At 74.1% G+C, this 15,822-nt stretch carries 7 protein-coding genes and 1 pseudogene; 4 read left to right on the top strand and 4 right to left on the bottom strand.

Annotated elements, in window-relative coordinates; genetic code table 11:
• The first annotated feature begins 267 nt into the window (after nucleotides 1–267).
• The 4 genes and pseudogenes from QK440_RS34615 (at nucleotide 268) to QK440_RS34630 (ending at nucleotide 7,420) form a co-directional block, all read left to right on the top strand.
• Nucleotides 268–3,777 (top strand): S8 family peptidase, encoded by a 3,510-nt coding sequence (locus QK440_RS34615; RefSeq protein WP_282797219.1) that lies wholly within the window; start codon nucleotides 268–270, stop codon nucleotides 3,775–3,777.
• Nucleotides 3,778–4,778: 1,001 nt separating this feature from the next.
• Nucleotides 4,779–5,159, top strand: a pseudogene (locus QK440_RS34620) (ribonuclease III domain-containing protein); the annotation flags it as partial.
• Nucleotides 5,160–5,486: 327 nt separating this feature from the next.
• Entirely contained in the window at nucleotides 5,487–6,635 is a 1,149-nt protein-coding gene (locus QK440_RS34625; RefSeq protein ID WP_282797220.1) for a hypothetical protein, read from the top strand.
• Nucleotides 6,635–7,420, top strand: a complete 786-nt coding sequence (locus QK440_RS34630) for a hypothetical protein (RefSeq protein ID WP_282797221.1) — start codon at nucleotides 6,635–6,637, stop codon at nucleotides 7,418–7,420. Before QK440_RS34625 ends, QK440_RS34630 begins: the two co-directional genes overlap by 1 nt.
• A gap of 67 nt (nucleotides 7,421–7,487) precedes the next feature.
• Here QK440_RS34630 and QK440_RS34635 read toward each other — a convergent pair whose 3' ends face one another.
• The 4 genes from QK440_RS34635 to QK440_RS34650 all read right to left on the bottom strand — a co-directional run bounded on the left by QK440_RS34635 (nucleotide 7,488) and on the right by QK440_RS34650 (nucleotide 15,676).
• Nucleotides 7,488–9,071: a hypothetical protein gene (locus tag QK440_RS34635; protein ID WP_282797222.1), complete on the bottom strand. Its 1,584-nt coding sequence runs from the start codon at nucleotides 9,069–9,071 to the stop codon at nucleotides 7,488–7,490.
• Between the two features lie 32 nt (nucleotides 9,072–9,103).
• Complete coding sequence (locus tag QK440_RS34640; protein WP_282797223.1) at nucleotides 9,104–9,904, bottom strand: Crp/Fnr family transcriptional regulator; 801 nt, start codon at nucleotides 9,902–9,904, stop codon at nucleotides 9,104–9,106.
• Between the two features lie 13 nt (nucleotides 9,905–9,917).
• Complete coding sequence (locus tag QK440_RS34645) at nucleotides 9,918–11,795, bottom strand: caspase family protein (RefSeq protein WP_282797224.1); 1,878 nt, start codon at nucleotides 11,793–11,795, stop codon at nucleotides 9,918–9,920.
• A 146-nt stretch (nucleotides 11,796–11,941) separates the two neighbouring features.
• Complete coding sequence (locus QK440_RS34650; protein WP_282797225.1) at nucleotides 11,942–15,676, bottom strand: CHAT domain-containing protein; 3,735 nt, start codon at nucleotides 15,674–15,676, stop codon at nucleotides 11,942–11,944.
• Between the last annotated feature and the right edge of the window lie 146 nt (nucleotides 15,677–15,822).

The raw sequence follows: 15,822 nt of genomic DNA on the forward strand, positions 1-15,822 counted from the left end.
AAACCACCCACACCCCCCTCAACCACCCCAACTACCCCACCCACACCCACCACCACACCACCCCCACCCACTAACCCAAGCCACCCAAGCCACTCAGCGCGAGCAGGAGCTCCACCTTCGACCAAGTTCCGCGGAGAACACCTTGGTCGACATCCCCCGGAGAACCGCACGCAACCAAGATCGCGTGTAATGGGCGAAACATCAGCACGTCACATGAGAAGACAGGCATATCGGGTGGCAGTCATATCGAGGGTGGGGACGGCGGCTGTGGCCGCCGTGGTGTCCGGCGCACTGGTCGCGGGGGTGGCCACGGCCGACTCCGGTAGCGGGCCCGGCCTGACCACGGGCAAGAAGCCGAGTACGAGCACGAGTGCCGGAAGCAAGGGGAAAGCCGGGAAGGGCAGGACGGCGACCGTCACCCTGATCACCGGTGACCGGGTGGTCGTCACCACGGGGAACGAGAAGACGGACGGCGAGACGGCGGACGACAAGACGGTGGACCGCAAGAAGGCGGGCGGTGAGAAGGCGCGCGACCAGGCGCGCGATCAGGAAGCCCGCGGCAAAAAGGCGCGCGACAAGAAGACGCACGGCACCGCGCCCGCGAGCAAGTCGGCCGGCACCAAGGTCGTCCAGCTCGTCCGCGGCGCAGGTCGTGAGCAGGTGACGATCTCGGTCCGGCGTGAGGCCGGGCACCTGTTCGTCGTGCCGCAGGACGCGCAGGAGCTGATCGACGCCGGCAGGCTCGACCGGCGGCTCTTCGACGTGACGCGGCTCGTCGAGGACGAGTACGACGACGCGCACCGTACGTCGCTGCCGCTGATCGTCGGCTATCGCCCCGGCCGGGCGAACACCCTCACGGCAGGCGGCCCCTTCCAGGGCCTCGCCCGTGAGCGCCGGGCGCTGCCCGCTGTGGGCGGCGAGGCGTTCCGTACCCCCAAGTCACGGGTGTCCGGACTGTGGTCGGCGCTCACCGGTGGCACGGGTGTGGGGGGCGAGCGGAGGGTGCGGGAAGGCCGTACGAACGCTCGTACCACCGCCGTCCCGGCCGTCTCGCACGTGTGGCTGGACGCCAAGGTCCGCCCCACCCTCGACAAGAGCGTGCCGCAGATCGGCGCCCCCACCATGTGGCGAGCCGGTTACACCGGCAAGGGTGTCAAGGTCGCCGTCCTGGACACCGGGGTCGACCAGACGCACCCCGATCTCAAGGGCGTCGAGGTGCTGGAGAAGAACTTCACCGGCGCCCCCGACGCCAAGGACCGCATGGGCCACGGCACGCACGTGGCCTCGACGCTCGCGGGCAGCGGGGCGAAGTCCGGCGGCCGGTACAAGGGTGTGGCGCCCGGCGTGCGCATCCTGGACGGCAAGGTCATATCCGAGGAGGAGGGCGGCGGCACCGACTCCAGCATCGCCGCCGGCATGGAGTGGGCCGTCGCCCAGGGCGCGAAGATCGTCAACCTGAGCCTCGGCAGCCTGGACACCCCGGGCACGGAGCCGCTGGAGGAGGCCGTCACCCGGCTCTCCGGCAAGGCGCTCTTCGTCGTCGCGGCGGGCAACGACGGCCCGGAGCCGGGCACCGTGAACGCCCCCGGCAGCACTCCTGAGGCCCTCACCGTCGGTTCGGTCGACAAGAACGACGACATCGCGGAGGACTCCGGCCGCGGCCCGAACGCGGACGGGGTGACCAAGCCGGACCTCACCGCGCCCGGTGTCGCCATCACTGCCGCGGCCTCCTCGCAGGCCCCCGACCAGGACGCGACCGACGGCTACATCTCCCTGTCGGGCACGTCGATGGCCACCCCGCACGTGGCCGGAGCCGCGGCCATGCTCCTCCAGCAGCACCCCACCTGGTCCGGCGCGCGGCTCAAGGCCGTGCTGACCGGGTCGGCCGAGCCCAACCCGAAGCTCACCGCGCACCAACAGGGGGCGGGCCGCGTCGACCTGACGCGCGCCGTCTCCGCGTCCGTCGTCTCCTCGCCCGGTTCGCTCTCCTTCGGGACGCAGGCCTGGCCGCACACCGACGACAGGCCGGTCGGCAAGACGCTCACGTACCGCAACCACGGCACGAAGCCGGTCACGCTCGCCCTGTCCACCGCCACCGTGGGCCCCGCGGGCCGGCCGGGCCCGGCGGGCATGTTCACCGTCAAGGACAGCAAGCTCACCGTCCCCGCGGGCGGCACCGCCAAGACCACGGTCACGGTCGACACCAAGCTCGGCAGCGCCGACGGCGCCTACGGCGGCACCGTGCTGGCCTCGGGCGACGGCCAGTCGGTGCGCACCGGGCTCATCGTGGACCGCGAGGTCGAGTCGTACGACGTCACGGTGAAGCACCTCGACATCAACGGCGCGAACTCGACCCACTACGTCACCACGCTCACCGACCGCGCCACGCAGAAGAAGTTCACGGTCCCCTTCCGTACCGGCCCGGCCACCGTGCGGCTCCCCAAGGGCACGTACGTCCTGGAGAGTTCCGTCTACGGGCCGACGACGACCTTCGCGGCCTTCGTCCAGCCGAAGCTGAAGCTGGGCGCCGACCAGGCGATCACGCTGGACACCCGCAAGGCCAAGCCGGTCGCCGTCACCGCCCCGGACCCGGGCGCGCGCCTCACGGCGTCGAACATCGCCTACGAGGACCAGACCGCGGGCATCGCGGCCAACTGGAACCTCGGCGGCACCACCGTGATCCGCACCGCCGGGATCGGCACGGCCTCCCCCACGTTCCACGCCCAGTACGTCGGCCTCTTCGAAGCCCCGGGCACGGCAGGCGGGAAGACCGACTACCGGCTGGCCTTCGGCCGCACCGGCAACTGGTTCCCCGGCCTCCAGCGCGCCGTCACCAAGGCGGAGGTCGCCGAGGTGAAGTACGGCCTCGGCGCCTCCGTGACCGGCCGCAAGGGCACGCTCTCCGCCCTGCCGACCGACGTGCACGGCAACGGACCGGCCCTCGCGCCGACGAGCGAGCTGAAGCTCCCGGCCTCCGGCACCAGCTATCTCAACACCAAGGATCTGCGCTGGAGTTGGGCCATGGCGCAGCTCGATGACGCGGGCGAGCCGGCCATCACCTATGGCACGGACCCGGTCGCGTACACGGCGGGCAAGCGCTCCACCCTGCACTTCAACACCGGTGTGGTGGGTCCCGACCTGGAGGCCGATGAGAGCCAGGGCGCGCGGCGCGCGGGCAACTCCGTGGACGCGTACGTGAGGCTGTTCAACGACGGCGCCGGGCACGCGGGCGAGTCACCCATGACCGGGGGCTTCACGCGGCTGGAGTCCGGCGGCCGTACCGTCGCCGAGGGCGGGCCGGGCGCGCTCATCGCCGACCTGCCGTCCGCCGCGGCCCCCTACCGGCTGACCATGGAGGCCACACGCGCCGCCAAGGACGCTTCCACCAGTACGAAGGTGGCTGTGGCCTGGACGTTCATCTCGGCGAAGACGCCTGACGAGGAGCCCACCGCGCTGCCGCTGTCGACGGTCCGTCTCGCACCGAAACTGGCGCTGAACGGGACGTCCCCGGCGGGCGGCCCGCTGGCCGTGCCGCTGAAGGTCGCCGGTGCCGCCGCGGGCAGCGGCAAGATCGCCACGTTGACCGTCAAGGTCTCGTACGACGCGGGCAGGACGTGGAAGACCGCGGCCGTCACGACGGACACCAAGGGCGCACGCACGGCAAGCGTGCGACACCCCGCGACGGCCAAGGCCGTCTCCTACCGCGTGTACCTCAAAGACACCTCCGGCAACACCATGACCGAGACCATCACCAACGCCTACCGACTCGCTCCATAACAGGCGCCTATTCACCTATGGCAGAGGACGGATCCCCGGCGGGCAGTACGCCGGGGATCCGTCGTCGTACGGGTAGGGACGGAGAGCAGCCGCTGACCGCCCCATGCACCGGCCACAGGTGTCCAAGGCCCCGGAGTTCAGGCCACGGCTCTTCCGGGCGCCGTCCCTGTGCGGAACCATGGTCGCAAGTCCTGAGCATCCGGCAGTGAGGGAAGGAGATGGGGTGGGTCTCTGGCAGCAGGTACTGCTAGGAGCCGGTGGTGGACTGCTGGTAGAACTACTTGACTTCTACAACCGTGTCGCTGCCTGGAGGCAGGCGAGGCGGTCGCAGACAGCGGAGGCTGCGCCTCGGTTTCGTGCGTACTTCGACGCCGGGCCGGATGTCGCCGTGGCGGTGACTCGTGCGGTGCTCGGTGCGGCAGCCGCCGCGGCCTTCGGCGCGGGGAACCAGGCGGAGGGCGTCGCCGGTCTGCTGGCTGTCGGCGCCTGTGCCCCGGTGCTCCTCTCGCAGCTCGGGCAGACACTCGGCGGACCGGCGGCCCCCGTGTCCGGCACGCCTGTATCAGGGAACGCCAGTGGTGACGAGGCCGCCGCTGCTCCCCGTGCGCGCCCCGCCGAGGCGGAAGGGAGTGCGGCCCGTGGTCGATGACCGTTTCGTGTCCCGGTACTGGGCAGCGTTGACCCGGCTCGGGCCACCGCGGCCGTGGACTGCTGTCGTGAGCCCACGCCCGCAGGAGCCGGTGGGGTTCGGGCGGCGATACGCCCTGCGCCTCCTCGGCCGTGGCCCGTCCCTGTCCCACGGGCTTCGCGGCGGGCGCAAGGCACCGGCCGATCCTCGGACACGTCATGACGTCCGCCCGGCAGGACGGGACAGCGTGTCACGAGGCCAAGCCGGCACACCCTCGGATCATGAGGCGACAGAGCCGCGTGGCGTGCCACAAGACAGCCGCACTCTTGCGGAGCTGTCAGCGGTGCTCGACGTCTCCGTCACGCCCGAGACCCTGGCACGTGCCCTGACCCATCGCTCCTACGCGGAGGCTCACGAAGTCCCGGACAACGAGCCCTTGATGGCGCTGGGGGACGCGGTGCTCGGTCTGGTGGCTACGGAGACCCTCTTCCGGAACCATCCCGACCTGACCAAAGGAGAGCTGCCCCGCCTTCGGGCGAGAATGGTCAACAGCATCACCCTGGCTCGCATCGCCCGCGGTGTCGGGCTGGGGCGCCACGTTCGCATCAGTGCCGATGAGGAGGCGGAGAACGGACGGGACAAGCCGTCGGTCCTCGCCGACGTCCTGGAGGCGGTTGTCGGCGCCGTATGTGCCGATCAGGGGCGGGACGCCGCTGTCGAACTCGTGCACCGCCTCTTCGATCCGCTCGTCGAACTGACCGGGGCCCATCAGGACGATGAGCCTGCGCGTACGAAGAACCAGCGCCCCGCACGGCCGAAAAGGTCCGTGCAGCGCCACCGTCGCTCGGGAGCGTGACCGGCCTCGCGGAAGGGTGGTGGTGACCGCACGAGTGCCGTCCGCGCACTTTCCCCCCTGCCCTCTGGCCGATGCCCCCTGACCGATGCCCCGGATCCCGCACCACTACGGGATCCGTTCGCGTCGGCGGGGCTTCACTGAGGGGTGCGGGGGAAGGGGAGGCCGCCCGGTGGGTGTCTCCCTCTCTCCTCCGGCAGAGACGTGTCAGCGAGGAGAGCCGGTCCGATGTCATCCATTCCCGTCACCGTGCTGGGGCCGCAGGGCTCCGGCAAAACGGTCTACCTGGCCAGCCTGTTCCGTCGCCTCGCGATCCAGCGGGACGACGTGGGCTTCTTCGTCCAGCTTCCGCCGGACGAGGCGACGAAGCTGAACCAGATCTACTCCCAGATCGTCAGCCCGGACGGCTGGCCCGACCCCAACCTCCTCGCGCACACCTCGGAATGGCGGTTCACCTGCTCGATCCGCACCGAACAGGGCGAGGTGTACAGCCCCTTCACGCTCGACTACCTCGACTTCGCCGGTGACCACCTCACCAACACGGCGGCGACGGAGACGGAGTACGGGGCCGCCGTCTGGCAGCGGGTGCGGGAGTCCGAGTTCCTGCTGGTGCTGCTCGACGGCCTGAAGGTGCTGCGGTACCTGGACGGCGACAGCCGGCTGGTCGACGAGTTGGTGCCGGTCCTCGGTGCCATCGGCGCGAGCAAGGCGGTGGCCCACTTCCTCGTCACCAAGTGGGATCTGCTCGAGGCCTCCGGACACACCGTGCGCGGGGTCCTCGCCCGGCTTCTGGAGAACCCGGAGTTCCGTGACTTCTACACCAACAGGATGCGCCGCACGGACGAGGGCGCGCTCCGCTTCATCCCCGTCAGCTCCCTGGGCCCGGGGTTCGCCACGCTCGGCCCCGACGGGCGGACGATGGTGAAGCAGGGGCGGTTCCCCCGGCCGGTGAACGTCGAAGTGCCGCTGATGGCCGTCCTCGTGGACCTCTTCACCCGCGAGCTGCACCGCGTGCGCGCGCAGGAGGCGACCCGGCAGGCGGGGCCGCCGTGGACGGGGCTGCGGCCCTGGCTGCTGCGGGAGGCCGTGAAGTGGCTGCCCGCGCTGCGCGGGGTCCTCGCGACCCGCGCCGCCGGCTCCCGCGCCCTCGCCGCCATCCAGGACACGATGGTCGACGCCTTCGTGTCGTTCGTGGAGGAGCGCGAGCGCCGGCTCGCGCGGCAGGAGGCCGAGGACAGCGAGCAACTGCGCGCGCACCTGCTCCGCGCGCGCTCCAGGCAGGAGGCGATGAACGCCATGATCAAGCTGTTCGACTCGGTCCTGGCCGAGTTCGAGGCGGTCCACCCGGGATCGCTCGTGGCGGGGGAGGTGGCGTGATGCCGCGTCCCGACGCCCCGGACCCCTCGGTCGTCCCGTTCCCGGCCGGCACCTCCGGGTGGCCCTTCGCGATCACCCGGTCGGTCGACACGGGGTTCCACGTCGTGGTGGCCCCCGACTTCCTGGTCTCCTGCAACCTGCACCATCTGCTGTCCGACGTGGCGGCGGGGCAGACGGCCGAGGACACCGCCTACCTCCGGGAGTACCGGGACCGGGGCAACCTCCGGCTCTGGGTCCTGTACAAGGTCTCCCACCTGCGCGGCGCCGACGTCGGGCTGGACAGCGAGTACGCCCTGCACGGGAGCCGTCGTACCCCGCTCGTCGAGGGCATGGTGTGTCTGGACCGCCCGCAGCCGCCCACGGACGGCCTTTTCGACTGGGTCCACGAGGTCTGTGCCGCGCCGGTGAAGGCGTTCTTCACCGGCGACTCCGACGACCACCCGGTGAGCTCCAGCGCGTACGCCGAGCCCCCCGCCACCGGTACGGCGCTGCGCGTCGCCGAGGTGGACCCCTACCGTTCGGAGAGGAATCTGCAGGCGGCCCTCCCGGGCCGCCGCCCACCGTCCGCGCGGCCCTCTTCCCCGGTCACGCGCGCCGTACCTGCGGGGCGCCGCCAGGACGCTGCGGATCCTGGGACGGGTCCTGGTCGTCACGGGCGAGTGGACGCTGGCCGCTGCCGAGACCCTCGATGCGCGGCACGCGTCCGGCGCGCGCGGGGCATCGCCGTCGCGTCCGTGGCCCTCGGACTCGCCGCGGTCCTGATCGTCCTTCTGCTGTGCGAGTGACGAGCGGTGCCGACGCCCCGCCCCAAGTGCCTCACGTACGGCGTACGGGGCGGGGCGGCGGCCCGGGTCAGGTGCCGGGGCCCAGCCTGATCCAGGCCGTCGCGGTGAAGTCCTTGGCCGGGTTGCGCACGTCCACGCGGTGGAAGCCCTCGGGCGAGAGACCGGCGTACCCGTGGGGCACCAGGTCCTGGTAGAGGCCGTCGGAGAAGGCGACCGCGAGGACGGCCGACGCGTCCGACTCCAGGGCCTGCCGCAGCGGGCCGCAGTCGAGGACGCGGAACAGCGCGACCACGGCGGAGCCCGCCCAGCCGCTGTCCGCCTCGTGGACGATGCCCTGGTGCAGGCTCGCCCGCATGCGCAGCGGCCGGGGCGGGCCGTCCGGGCCGGGTGCGGGCCCCGGCCCTCGCGGAGCGCGAGCGGGCAGCGCGCCGTTGGCCGAGGCCAGGCCGTCGGCCAGCCCTCCGAGCAGGGCGGGCACCACCCGGGTCTCGTCGACACCGGGGGCCATGACCAACAAGTAGCCGTCGCCCTGCGCCTGTCGGCCGCAGGTGTGCCACCCCACCCGGGCGCGGGCACAGGCCGCGCGCAGGGTGCGCAGCAGGACGCGTTGCAGCCGGACCATGTCCGCGTTGTCACGGGCGCTGTACTTCTCGATGTCCACGGCGAGGCACAGCCTGCGCAGGCCCGGCGGCAGGTCCTCCTCCGCCCCGCCCGGCGGCCGGTCCTCGTGCGGGCGGTGGGCGCGCAGCGGCTCGTGCGCCTCTTCCGCGCCGCCGTCGTCACCCTCGTACGGCTGCTCGTCCGCGTCGTGCGGCGTGCGCGGCTCGTACGACGGGAGAGCCCAGGCCCCCGGCAGAGCGGCGTGGGCGGTGAGGGGGCCGGTGGTCGTCCAGGCCTCCTCCAGCGGCAGCCGGAACGGCACGCCCTGCGGCAGCCGGGCCGGGGTGCGGGGCCACACACCGAACAGCTTCGGGCGTTCGACGACCGCGCTCAGTCCGATCCGCCCGGCGACTTCGGCGGTGCCGGGCGGCAGCCGGACGAGGATCTGTGTCCAGCGTCCGTCCGGGCGGAGCCCGTCGCCGTCGGGCGCCCGGAAGACCCAGCGCAGCCGGCTCCCTCCGAGCCCGAACGCCGTCACGTCCGCGTCGCGCGGGACGGGTGGTGCGGCCGGGGCCGCCGGGCTCGGGACCGAGGCCGGGTACAGGGTCAGCGCGCGCAGGCCGTCGTCGAGGTCGACGGTCAGCTCCGCCTCGCGGTAGCGGCGCCCGTCGGGGAGTTCCTCCAGGTCGAACGGGAAGCACAGGAGCAGCTCGCGGTGACGGCGTCCGGTGCCGCCGGGCCCCGTGTCACCGGGCTCCGCGGGGAGGGCGTACAGGAGCGGGTGCCCCAACTGGGCGCCACAGGCCCGTGCGGCGGCGGGCGCGGGGGCTCCGCCCTTGGGCACGGGGGCGTTCTCGTCGAGGAGGTCGACGGTGGCGAGGACGTCGTCCGGAACGTCCGCCGCACCGTCCGGGCCGTCCGTCACATCGCCCGGAACGTCCGTTACGGCGTCAGGAACATCCGCCAAGCCCTCCGCCCCGTCCGGCACGCCGTCCGCGCCATCCGCCACGCCGTCCGGGCCGTCCGGGCCGTCCGTGCTCCAGTGGTCCATCCGTACCTCCTGCGCCCGCGAGCGGGACGGTTTCAGGTGGGCATGGGGGGCAGTTCGGTGGCCTCGTGCAGACCGGGCAGCGAGCGTACGGTCACCCGGCGGTATCCGACGTCGATCACCCGCTCGGCGGCGAGCGCGCCGAGCACCTCGTGGACGCTGCGTTCGCGGGCGCCCACGAGCCCGGCGAGCTCGGCCTGGGTGAGGCCCGGGATGCTGAGGGCGCCGTCGCCGCCGCGCTGTCCGTAGTCCTCGGCGAGGTCGGCGAGGACGCGGGCGACCCGGGTGGCCACGGGGCAACTGCTGAAGTCGCCGCGCCGCCGCACCGACCAGCGGTTCTTGCGGACGAGGCTCTGGCCGACGGCGAGGGCCACCGCCGGGTGGTCGTTCAGCCAGCGCAGGAAGGTCCGCTGGGAGAGCCGCCGGGTGTGTACGCGGCTGGCGGCGGTGACCGTGGCGGAGCGCGGCTGGTTGTCGAAGGCGGCGAACTCGCCGACCAGGTCGCCGCCGAGGCGGACCGCGAGCAGGGCGGTCTCACCGCCCGGCGCCACGGTGGTCACCTTCGCGACGCCGCTGAGGAGCAGCAGCACGAACGTCCCGGTGTCCCCCTCGGCGAGCAGGATCTCGTGCGGGTCGTAGGTGCGCGGGGTGCTCGCCGACAGGAGGTCCGCGGTCGCGGTGTCCGGTGCCGACGCCGCGGCGAGGACCGCCAGGAAGCTGCCGTGCGGCCAGGGCCCGGCAGGGAAGCGCTGCCGTGTGCCCCCGCCCGCCATGGCCGTCCCCCCCTCACCGCACGCTGTCGGCCAGATGGCGAAATCGTACGCCTGGCTGCTCATGAACACCGCGTCCTCAGGCGCGATCCAGGGGGCGCATCAGGGCGTGGAGGGAGAGCACGCGGTAGTGCAACTCCCGGTCGCGCTGCGCCTCTTGGTCGCGGCGGTGCTCCCTCGCGCCGTCCCACAGTTCGTCGAGCAGGTGCCGCAGCGGGTGGTCCGGCTGGCGGCGGGCGCGTTCGCGGGCACCCCTGGAGACGAGCGGGGTGAAGTCCACCGGCCGGTTCCCGACGAGCAGGTGGACGGTCTCGGGGCGCGGCCCCTCCTTCGGTACGTCATCGGGCCAGAACAGGCGTACGGGCCCCAGGCACACCGTGGTGTCGTGCCCGGAGCCCCGGGCGCGCAGCCGTACCCCGCTGGGCTGGTCGTTGGTGACCAGCTCGGTGCGGCCACTCAGCCCCACGGCGACGATCCAGGCGTAGAGCACCTGGTCGCCGTCGTGGGTGACCGTGAGGCGGTAGCGGTCGCCGGGGTGGAGGGTCGCGCCCCGGGGGGCGAGCGGTTCCCAGCCGTCGCCGGTGCCGGGCTGGCGTTCGGCCCGCACCTCGACGGATGCCTCCAGGCGCTGGCCGTCGTCGGGGTCGCCGAGTGCGCGCAGCCGTTCGCCCCGGGCCAGCGTCTCCAGGAGTGCGGTGAGGTCCCGTACCGCCTCGGGGGTGGCGGGCAGCGGGGTGCGTGCGGGGAGCCGGTCCCAGAGGTGGACCACGGCTCCGCCCCCGGCGCCCGGCAGTACGGTCGCGAAGGCGTCGTCGGCGCTGTCCGCGAGGGCGAGGCGCGGGCACGACGCGACCTGTGCGCGCAGTGCGGCCGCGTACGCGCGCGGCAGTGCGGCGTCGAGGTGCACCCGGCGCCGGTCGTGCAGCCGCACGGGGACGGCGTACGCCCCGGGCGGAAGCTGCGCCGTGCGCAGTCCGGCCGGTTCCGGCTCCAGGTCCACCAGCGCGTCCGCGCCGTCAAGCCCCCGGACCTCGCCGCGTACGGTCAGGGTGCGGTCCTCCGCGGCCTCCTCGTGCGGGGTGTCGTCGGGGAACACCACGCTCAGGACGTCGCCCGCGCCGAGGCCGAGGACCTGCCCGCCGGGGACGCGGAAGCGTCCGTGCACGCGCTCCAGGGGCAGGAGTTCCGGCTGGCGGGGCACGTCCAGGGAGAACGGCAGCCGCCCCGCCTCGCCGCCCGCGTCCGGCCACTGGTCCGACGTCTGTTTCACCCGGTCCCGCACGCGCCGCAGCAGCACCGTCCACGGCAGGCCGCCGGTCCGGGGGTCGCGCAGCAACGCGGCCAGGGCGTCCGTGAACAGCCCCCGGACACGGCCTCCGTCTCCGTCCACCGGCGCCTCGTACGCCGATTCGGCCTGTTGACTGGCCGTCAGGCGTACAAGGTGCGGTACGAGTTCGAGGTCGGTTCCGCCGATGCGGGCGGCCCGCTCGTGTGCCGCGGCCATGGGCAGGCCGGGCAGGGAGCGGGACTTGAGGCGCAGCCGGCCGGGGCCGCGGACCAGGGCGCCCGCGTGGCAGCAGTCGAGTACGCAGGTGGTGTTGGGGGTCTTCTCGGTCAGGCGGCGGAACACCTCGGTGAGCTCCGCGCCGAGCAGGCCCCGGAAGTCGTCGGCCGTGCTCTCCTCGACGTCGACGGGCACCAGGTACTGCAGGCCGTCGGTGAGGGCGCCGTGTCCGGAGTAGTACACGACGACCGTGTCGCCTTGCTGGGCGTCCCGGCACAGTTGTCGCAGGGCGTCGGTCATGCCGTGGTAGGTGGCGTCCTTTCCGGTGCAGGTGGTGATCATGGCCTGATCGAAGCCGCGTGCGGTGAGGACGTCCTCCATCTGGTCGATGTCGTTGTCCACGCCTTGCAGGCCGTAGGTCGCGGAGCCGAGCAAGAGAGCACGTCGGGTCATATCGCCTCCAGGTGGTTGTCGGGTCGTGGTGCCCCGGGGGTTCCCCGGTGGTTACGGTGTCGATGTCGCCGCCCCGCCGGGGGTGGTCCGGCGGCGGGGTCCTGGGCCTGTCCGGTCCGTCGGGGCCCTCGGATGCATCGGGGTCCTCAGACGCCGACGTAGATGAACGGCGCCCAGTGGCGCGGTGCGCCGGCGACGGCGGCCGGGGCGGCGAGCGGTTCGCTGTCGCGCGTGCCGGGGGCCGAGGGCGGGGCGTCGGCCGCGGCGGCCAACTCGGCGTAGAGGTCCTGGCGTTCGACGCCGGTCATCTTGCGTACCTCTCGTTGCGCGTGGTGCAGGGCTGTCGGCACGTCCGCTGCCGTGGCGTCGGTCGCCGTGCTGCTGGTTGCCCTGCCGCTGGTTGCCCTGCCGTCGGTTGCCCTGCCGCCGGTTGCCGTGTCGCCGGTGAGCCGCTCGTACATCCGTGTCATGACCAGGCAGCCTGTGAGGTCGCCCACCGGCCACAGGGAGACCACGGCCCCGTGCGCCCCGGTGATCATCGCCGCGCGGGTCAGCCCCAGGACGTCGCCGCCGGCCGTGGCGGTGCCTCGGCCCGAGTTGCAGGCCGAGAGCACCAGCAGGCGGGGCGCCCGGGCGCAGCCGATGAGGTCGGCCATGTCCAGGGTGTCCGTACCGGTCAGGGCGAGCCTGCTGCGGCTGGGCGAGAGGTCGTCGACCTGGCCGTGGGTGGCGAGGTGCAGCACCTCGCACTCCGGGGCGGCCGCCAGCACGCGGTCGCGCGAGGCGTCCGGTCCCCTCAGGAGCTGCGCGCCGGGCAGCAGCCGGGCAATCGAGGCCGCCTCGACGCCCGTGCCCGGCAGCGGCGGGAGACCGGTCCCCGGGGCCAGGTCCGGGTCCCCGACGAGCAGCGCGCGGGCCCGCGGCCACGGTGTGTCCCACCGGCGGGCCCGGGTGAGCAGGGAGGCCGCCGGGAGGTACGAGACGACGTGCCCGTGGCCGAGGGTGTCACCGCCCCAGGGCAGCACGTGGAACGGCAGCAGCGACAGGCTGGGCGGGGGTACCACCACGACCCTGGGGTGGCTGCGGAGTTCGGCGGCGAAGGGCTCCAGGAGCCAGGTCGCCAGTTCCCGGGCCGCGGCGGGGCCGTCGCTGTCCCCGTGCGCGCAGCCGCCGTGGAACCGGCGCGCCGTCGCGGTCACCTCCCCCGCCCAGAGCCGTCGCCGCTCGGCCCGCACCCCGTCGCGGGTCACCGCCCAGGCCACCAGGTCCTCGTCGCACGTGTGGTACGTGAGCAGCAGCGTGTCGGGGGGCAGGGCGGCGGCGACGGCCGCCGCGTCCGGCAGGTCGGCACCGCGCGTCGCGGTGAGCGCCGTCGGCGCGAGCCGCCGTACGGTGGCCTCGGCGGCGTCCAGCTCCGCCTCGGCCGCGGCGATCCGCGCCAGCCGCTCCCGCGCGTCGCCGCGGGCCGCGCGGCCGGGAGCGGCCGCCTCGCGGCGGATCTCCGCCAGGCCCTCCTCGTACCGGGCCGACCACCGGGTCCCGGCCGCCAGCCAGGCGCGGACGGCGGCACGCGTGCCCGGGTACCCCGTGGCGTCGAGGGCGCGTACCGCGTCGAGGAAGCCGGAGCGGGCGCGTTCCGCCCAGGCGAACGCGGTGGCGGCCGGCGCGCCCGCGCAGGGCTCCGGGGGCAGGCACGAGAGGACCGCGGTGTGGTGGAGCCCGGCGACCACCGGGGAGTCGGCGGACGCGGAGCGCAGGGCGTCGCGGGCGAGCCGGGCCCGGTGCCGCTCATAGGCGTCCACGCCCTGTGCGGCCGCGCGGTGAGCCGCGTCGAGGTCACCGAGCTTGAGCCGCAACTCCGCGTGCAGTGCGGGGAGTTCCCAGGCGTCGGTCGGTTCGGGCCCGTGGCGGCCGATGTCCTGGACCGTCGTGGCGGCTTTCTCGGGGTCGCCCACCCGCAGCCACAGTGCGGTGGCCTGGAGGGCGCTCAGCCCCGCGGCGTCGATCCGCCGGGCGCGTGTGTGGGCCTCCGGGAGACGGCGGAGTTCGACCAGGGCCGAGCAGGCGGCGTAGTGGTTGCCCAGCCGGTCCGCCTCGCGCAGGGCCTCTTCGGCGTGCCTGTCGGCCTCGTCGGGCAGTCCGGCGGCGCGCTCACGCCGTGCCGCGAAGAGGGCTTTCCACACGGGAAGTTCGGCGAGGTCTCCGGCCATCAGATCGAGCGTCCCGGCCAGGCGCGCGTCCGTGTCCGGCAGGCGGCGTACGGCCTCAAGGGTGTGACCGAGGCGCAGGCCCGCCGCGGTGAGGAGGTCCGGGTCGCCCAGGGCGAGGGCGTGGTGGTGGAGGAGCTGCGCGGCGTGCACGAGGGCGAGGAGGTCGCCGAAGTGCTCCGCGGCCGGACCTGTGCGGACGCGGGCGCCGAGGCCCGCCATGGCCACATCGGTGAGCAGGAGCGCGGCCCGGCGGTGCCCGGCGGAGCGGTACAACCGGGCCCAGGCGTCAGCGCGTTCCGCCGTCCCGACGTCGTCCGAGAGCCGGTCCGCGAGCAGCAGGGCGCCCCGGCCGCGGACGAGGTCTCCCGTGCCGATCCACGACGTGGCGTGCTCCAGGGCGATCCCGCGCAGCCCCGTCACCCATGAGCCGCTGCCCACGGTGGAGCCCCAGGCCCGGACGGCTTCCGCCCCGGCCGGGTCGGCTGTCGCGCCCCGCGCCACGGCGTCCAGTGCGGTCTGCACCCGGACGAGTGCGGCGCAGGCGCCGTCGCCGGCGCGGAGTGCCAGGTCGAGGGCCTGGGCGAGCGCGGCGCGGCACTCCTTGGTCCGGCCGCGCAGCCGGGCCGCGTGCGCGAGACGCAGGGCGGCCGCGGCCTGGCCGCTGCGGGAGCCGGCCCGGCGGTAGGCGGCCGCGGCCTCGGTGAGGTGCGCGGCCGCGGCGTCCGGATCGGCGGCCGGCCCGCCGGGGACCGCCAGGGCGCGGTGTGCCGCGTCCGGTGCTCCCAGGAGCCACTCCCCGATGAGCAGTTCGGCGTGGCCATCGTAGGCCGGGCCGCCCGCGGTGGTGTCTTCGGTGTCTTCGGTGTCTTCGGCGGCGCGCTGCCGGGCCGCCGCGAGCAGTGCCCGGGCCCGGGCCGGGTCGGCGGCGCGCGAGCGCAGGTCCGCCGCGAGGAACGCGCGGTAGGCGGGTGGGGCCGTGGTTCCGCCGGTGGCGTCGAAGGACTGCAGGACGAGTGCGATGTCCGGGGCCAGGTCGGCGTGCACCCACGGCTCGTCCGCCCCGTGCGTGCGGGCTTCCTGTTGCGCGGTGCGGGTGCGGGCGAGGTGGCCCAGCATCGTCCGGGCGCCGAGCGCGGCGGGGAGGACGGATCCGGCCAACTCGGCGCAGCGGCGCAGCCGTTCGTCGCCGACGGCCGCGACGGCCGCTTCCAGGCCCGCCGTCGCGGAGGCCAGCGCGGCGGACGTCCCGGCCGGGAGGAACGACGTGCCCGCGACCGGGGTCCAGTTGTGCTCGATGTGCAAGGCGGCGGCGCGCAGCGACCGGGCCAGGGTGCGGTGGTCGTACGGCAGGCCGTCGGAGGCGAGCGGGCCGTCGAGGAGCGCACGAGCCCGTTTGCTCTCACCGGCGGCGAGCGCGGCAGCCACCTCGCACCACTCCTCCTCCCTCACGGTGGCGTGGGCGCCGCCCGGGGCGGGCCGTCGGGGCGCGGGGCCGCGCGCGGCACCCGCCCCCGTCCGGGTGGCATCCGTCCCCGTCCGGGTGGCATCCGTCCCGGCGGAACCCGCACCCGTCCCGGCGGAACCCGCACCCGTCCGGGCGGCACCCGTCCCGGCGGCGCGCGGATCCACGCCGCGCCGCTCGGTCATCAGCAGATCCGTGAGCCGGTCCATGCCATTCCCCCTTGGTGCGGGCCGGAGCTATAGCTGTGGTGCCCTAGCCTGCCGCCCCTCTCAATACGGACCTGAGCCGCGCGTCCTCCCTCCGGCCGCCCCTCTCGGTACGGACCGGAGCCGCGGACCCCCTCCGCTTGTCCGCC

The organism is Streptomyces sp. CC224B (assembly GCF_030010595.1).
GTDB lineage: Bacteria > Actinomycetota > Actinomycetes > Streptomycetales > Streptomycetaceae > Streptomyces > Streptomyces longispororuber.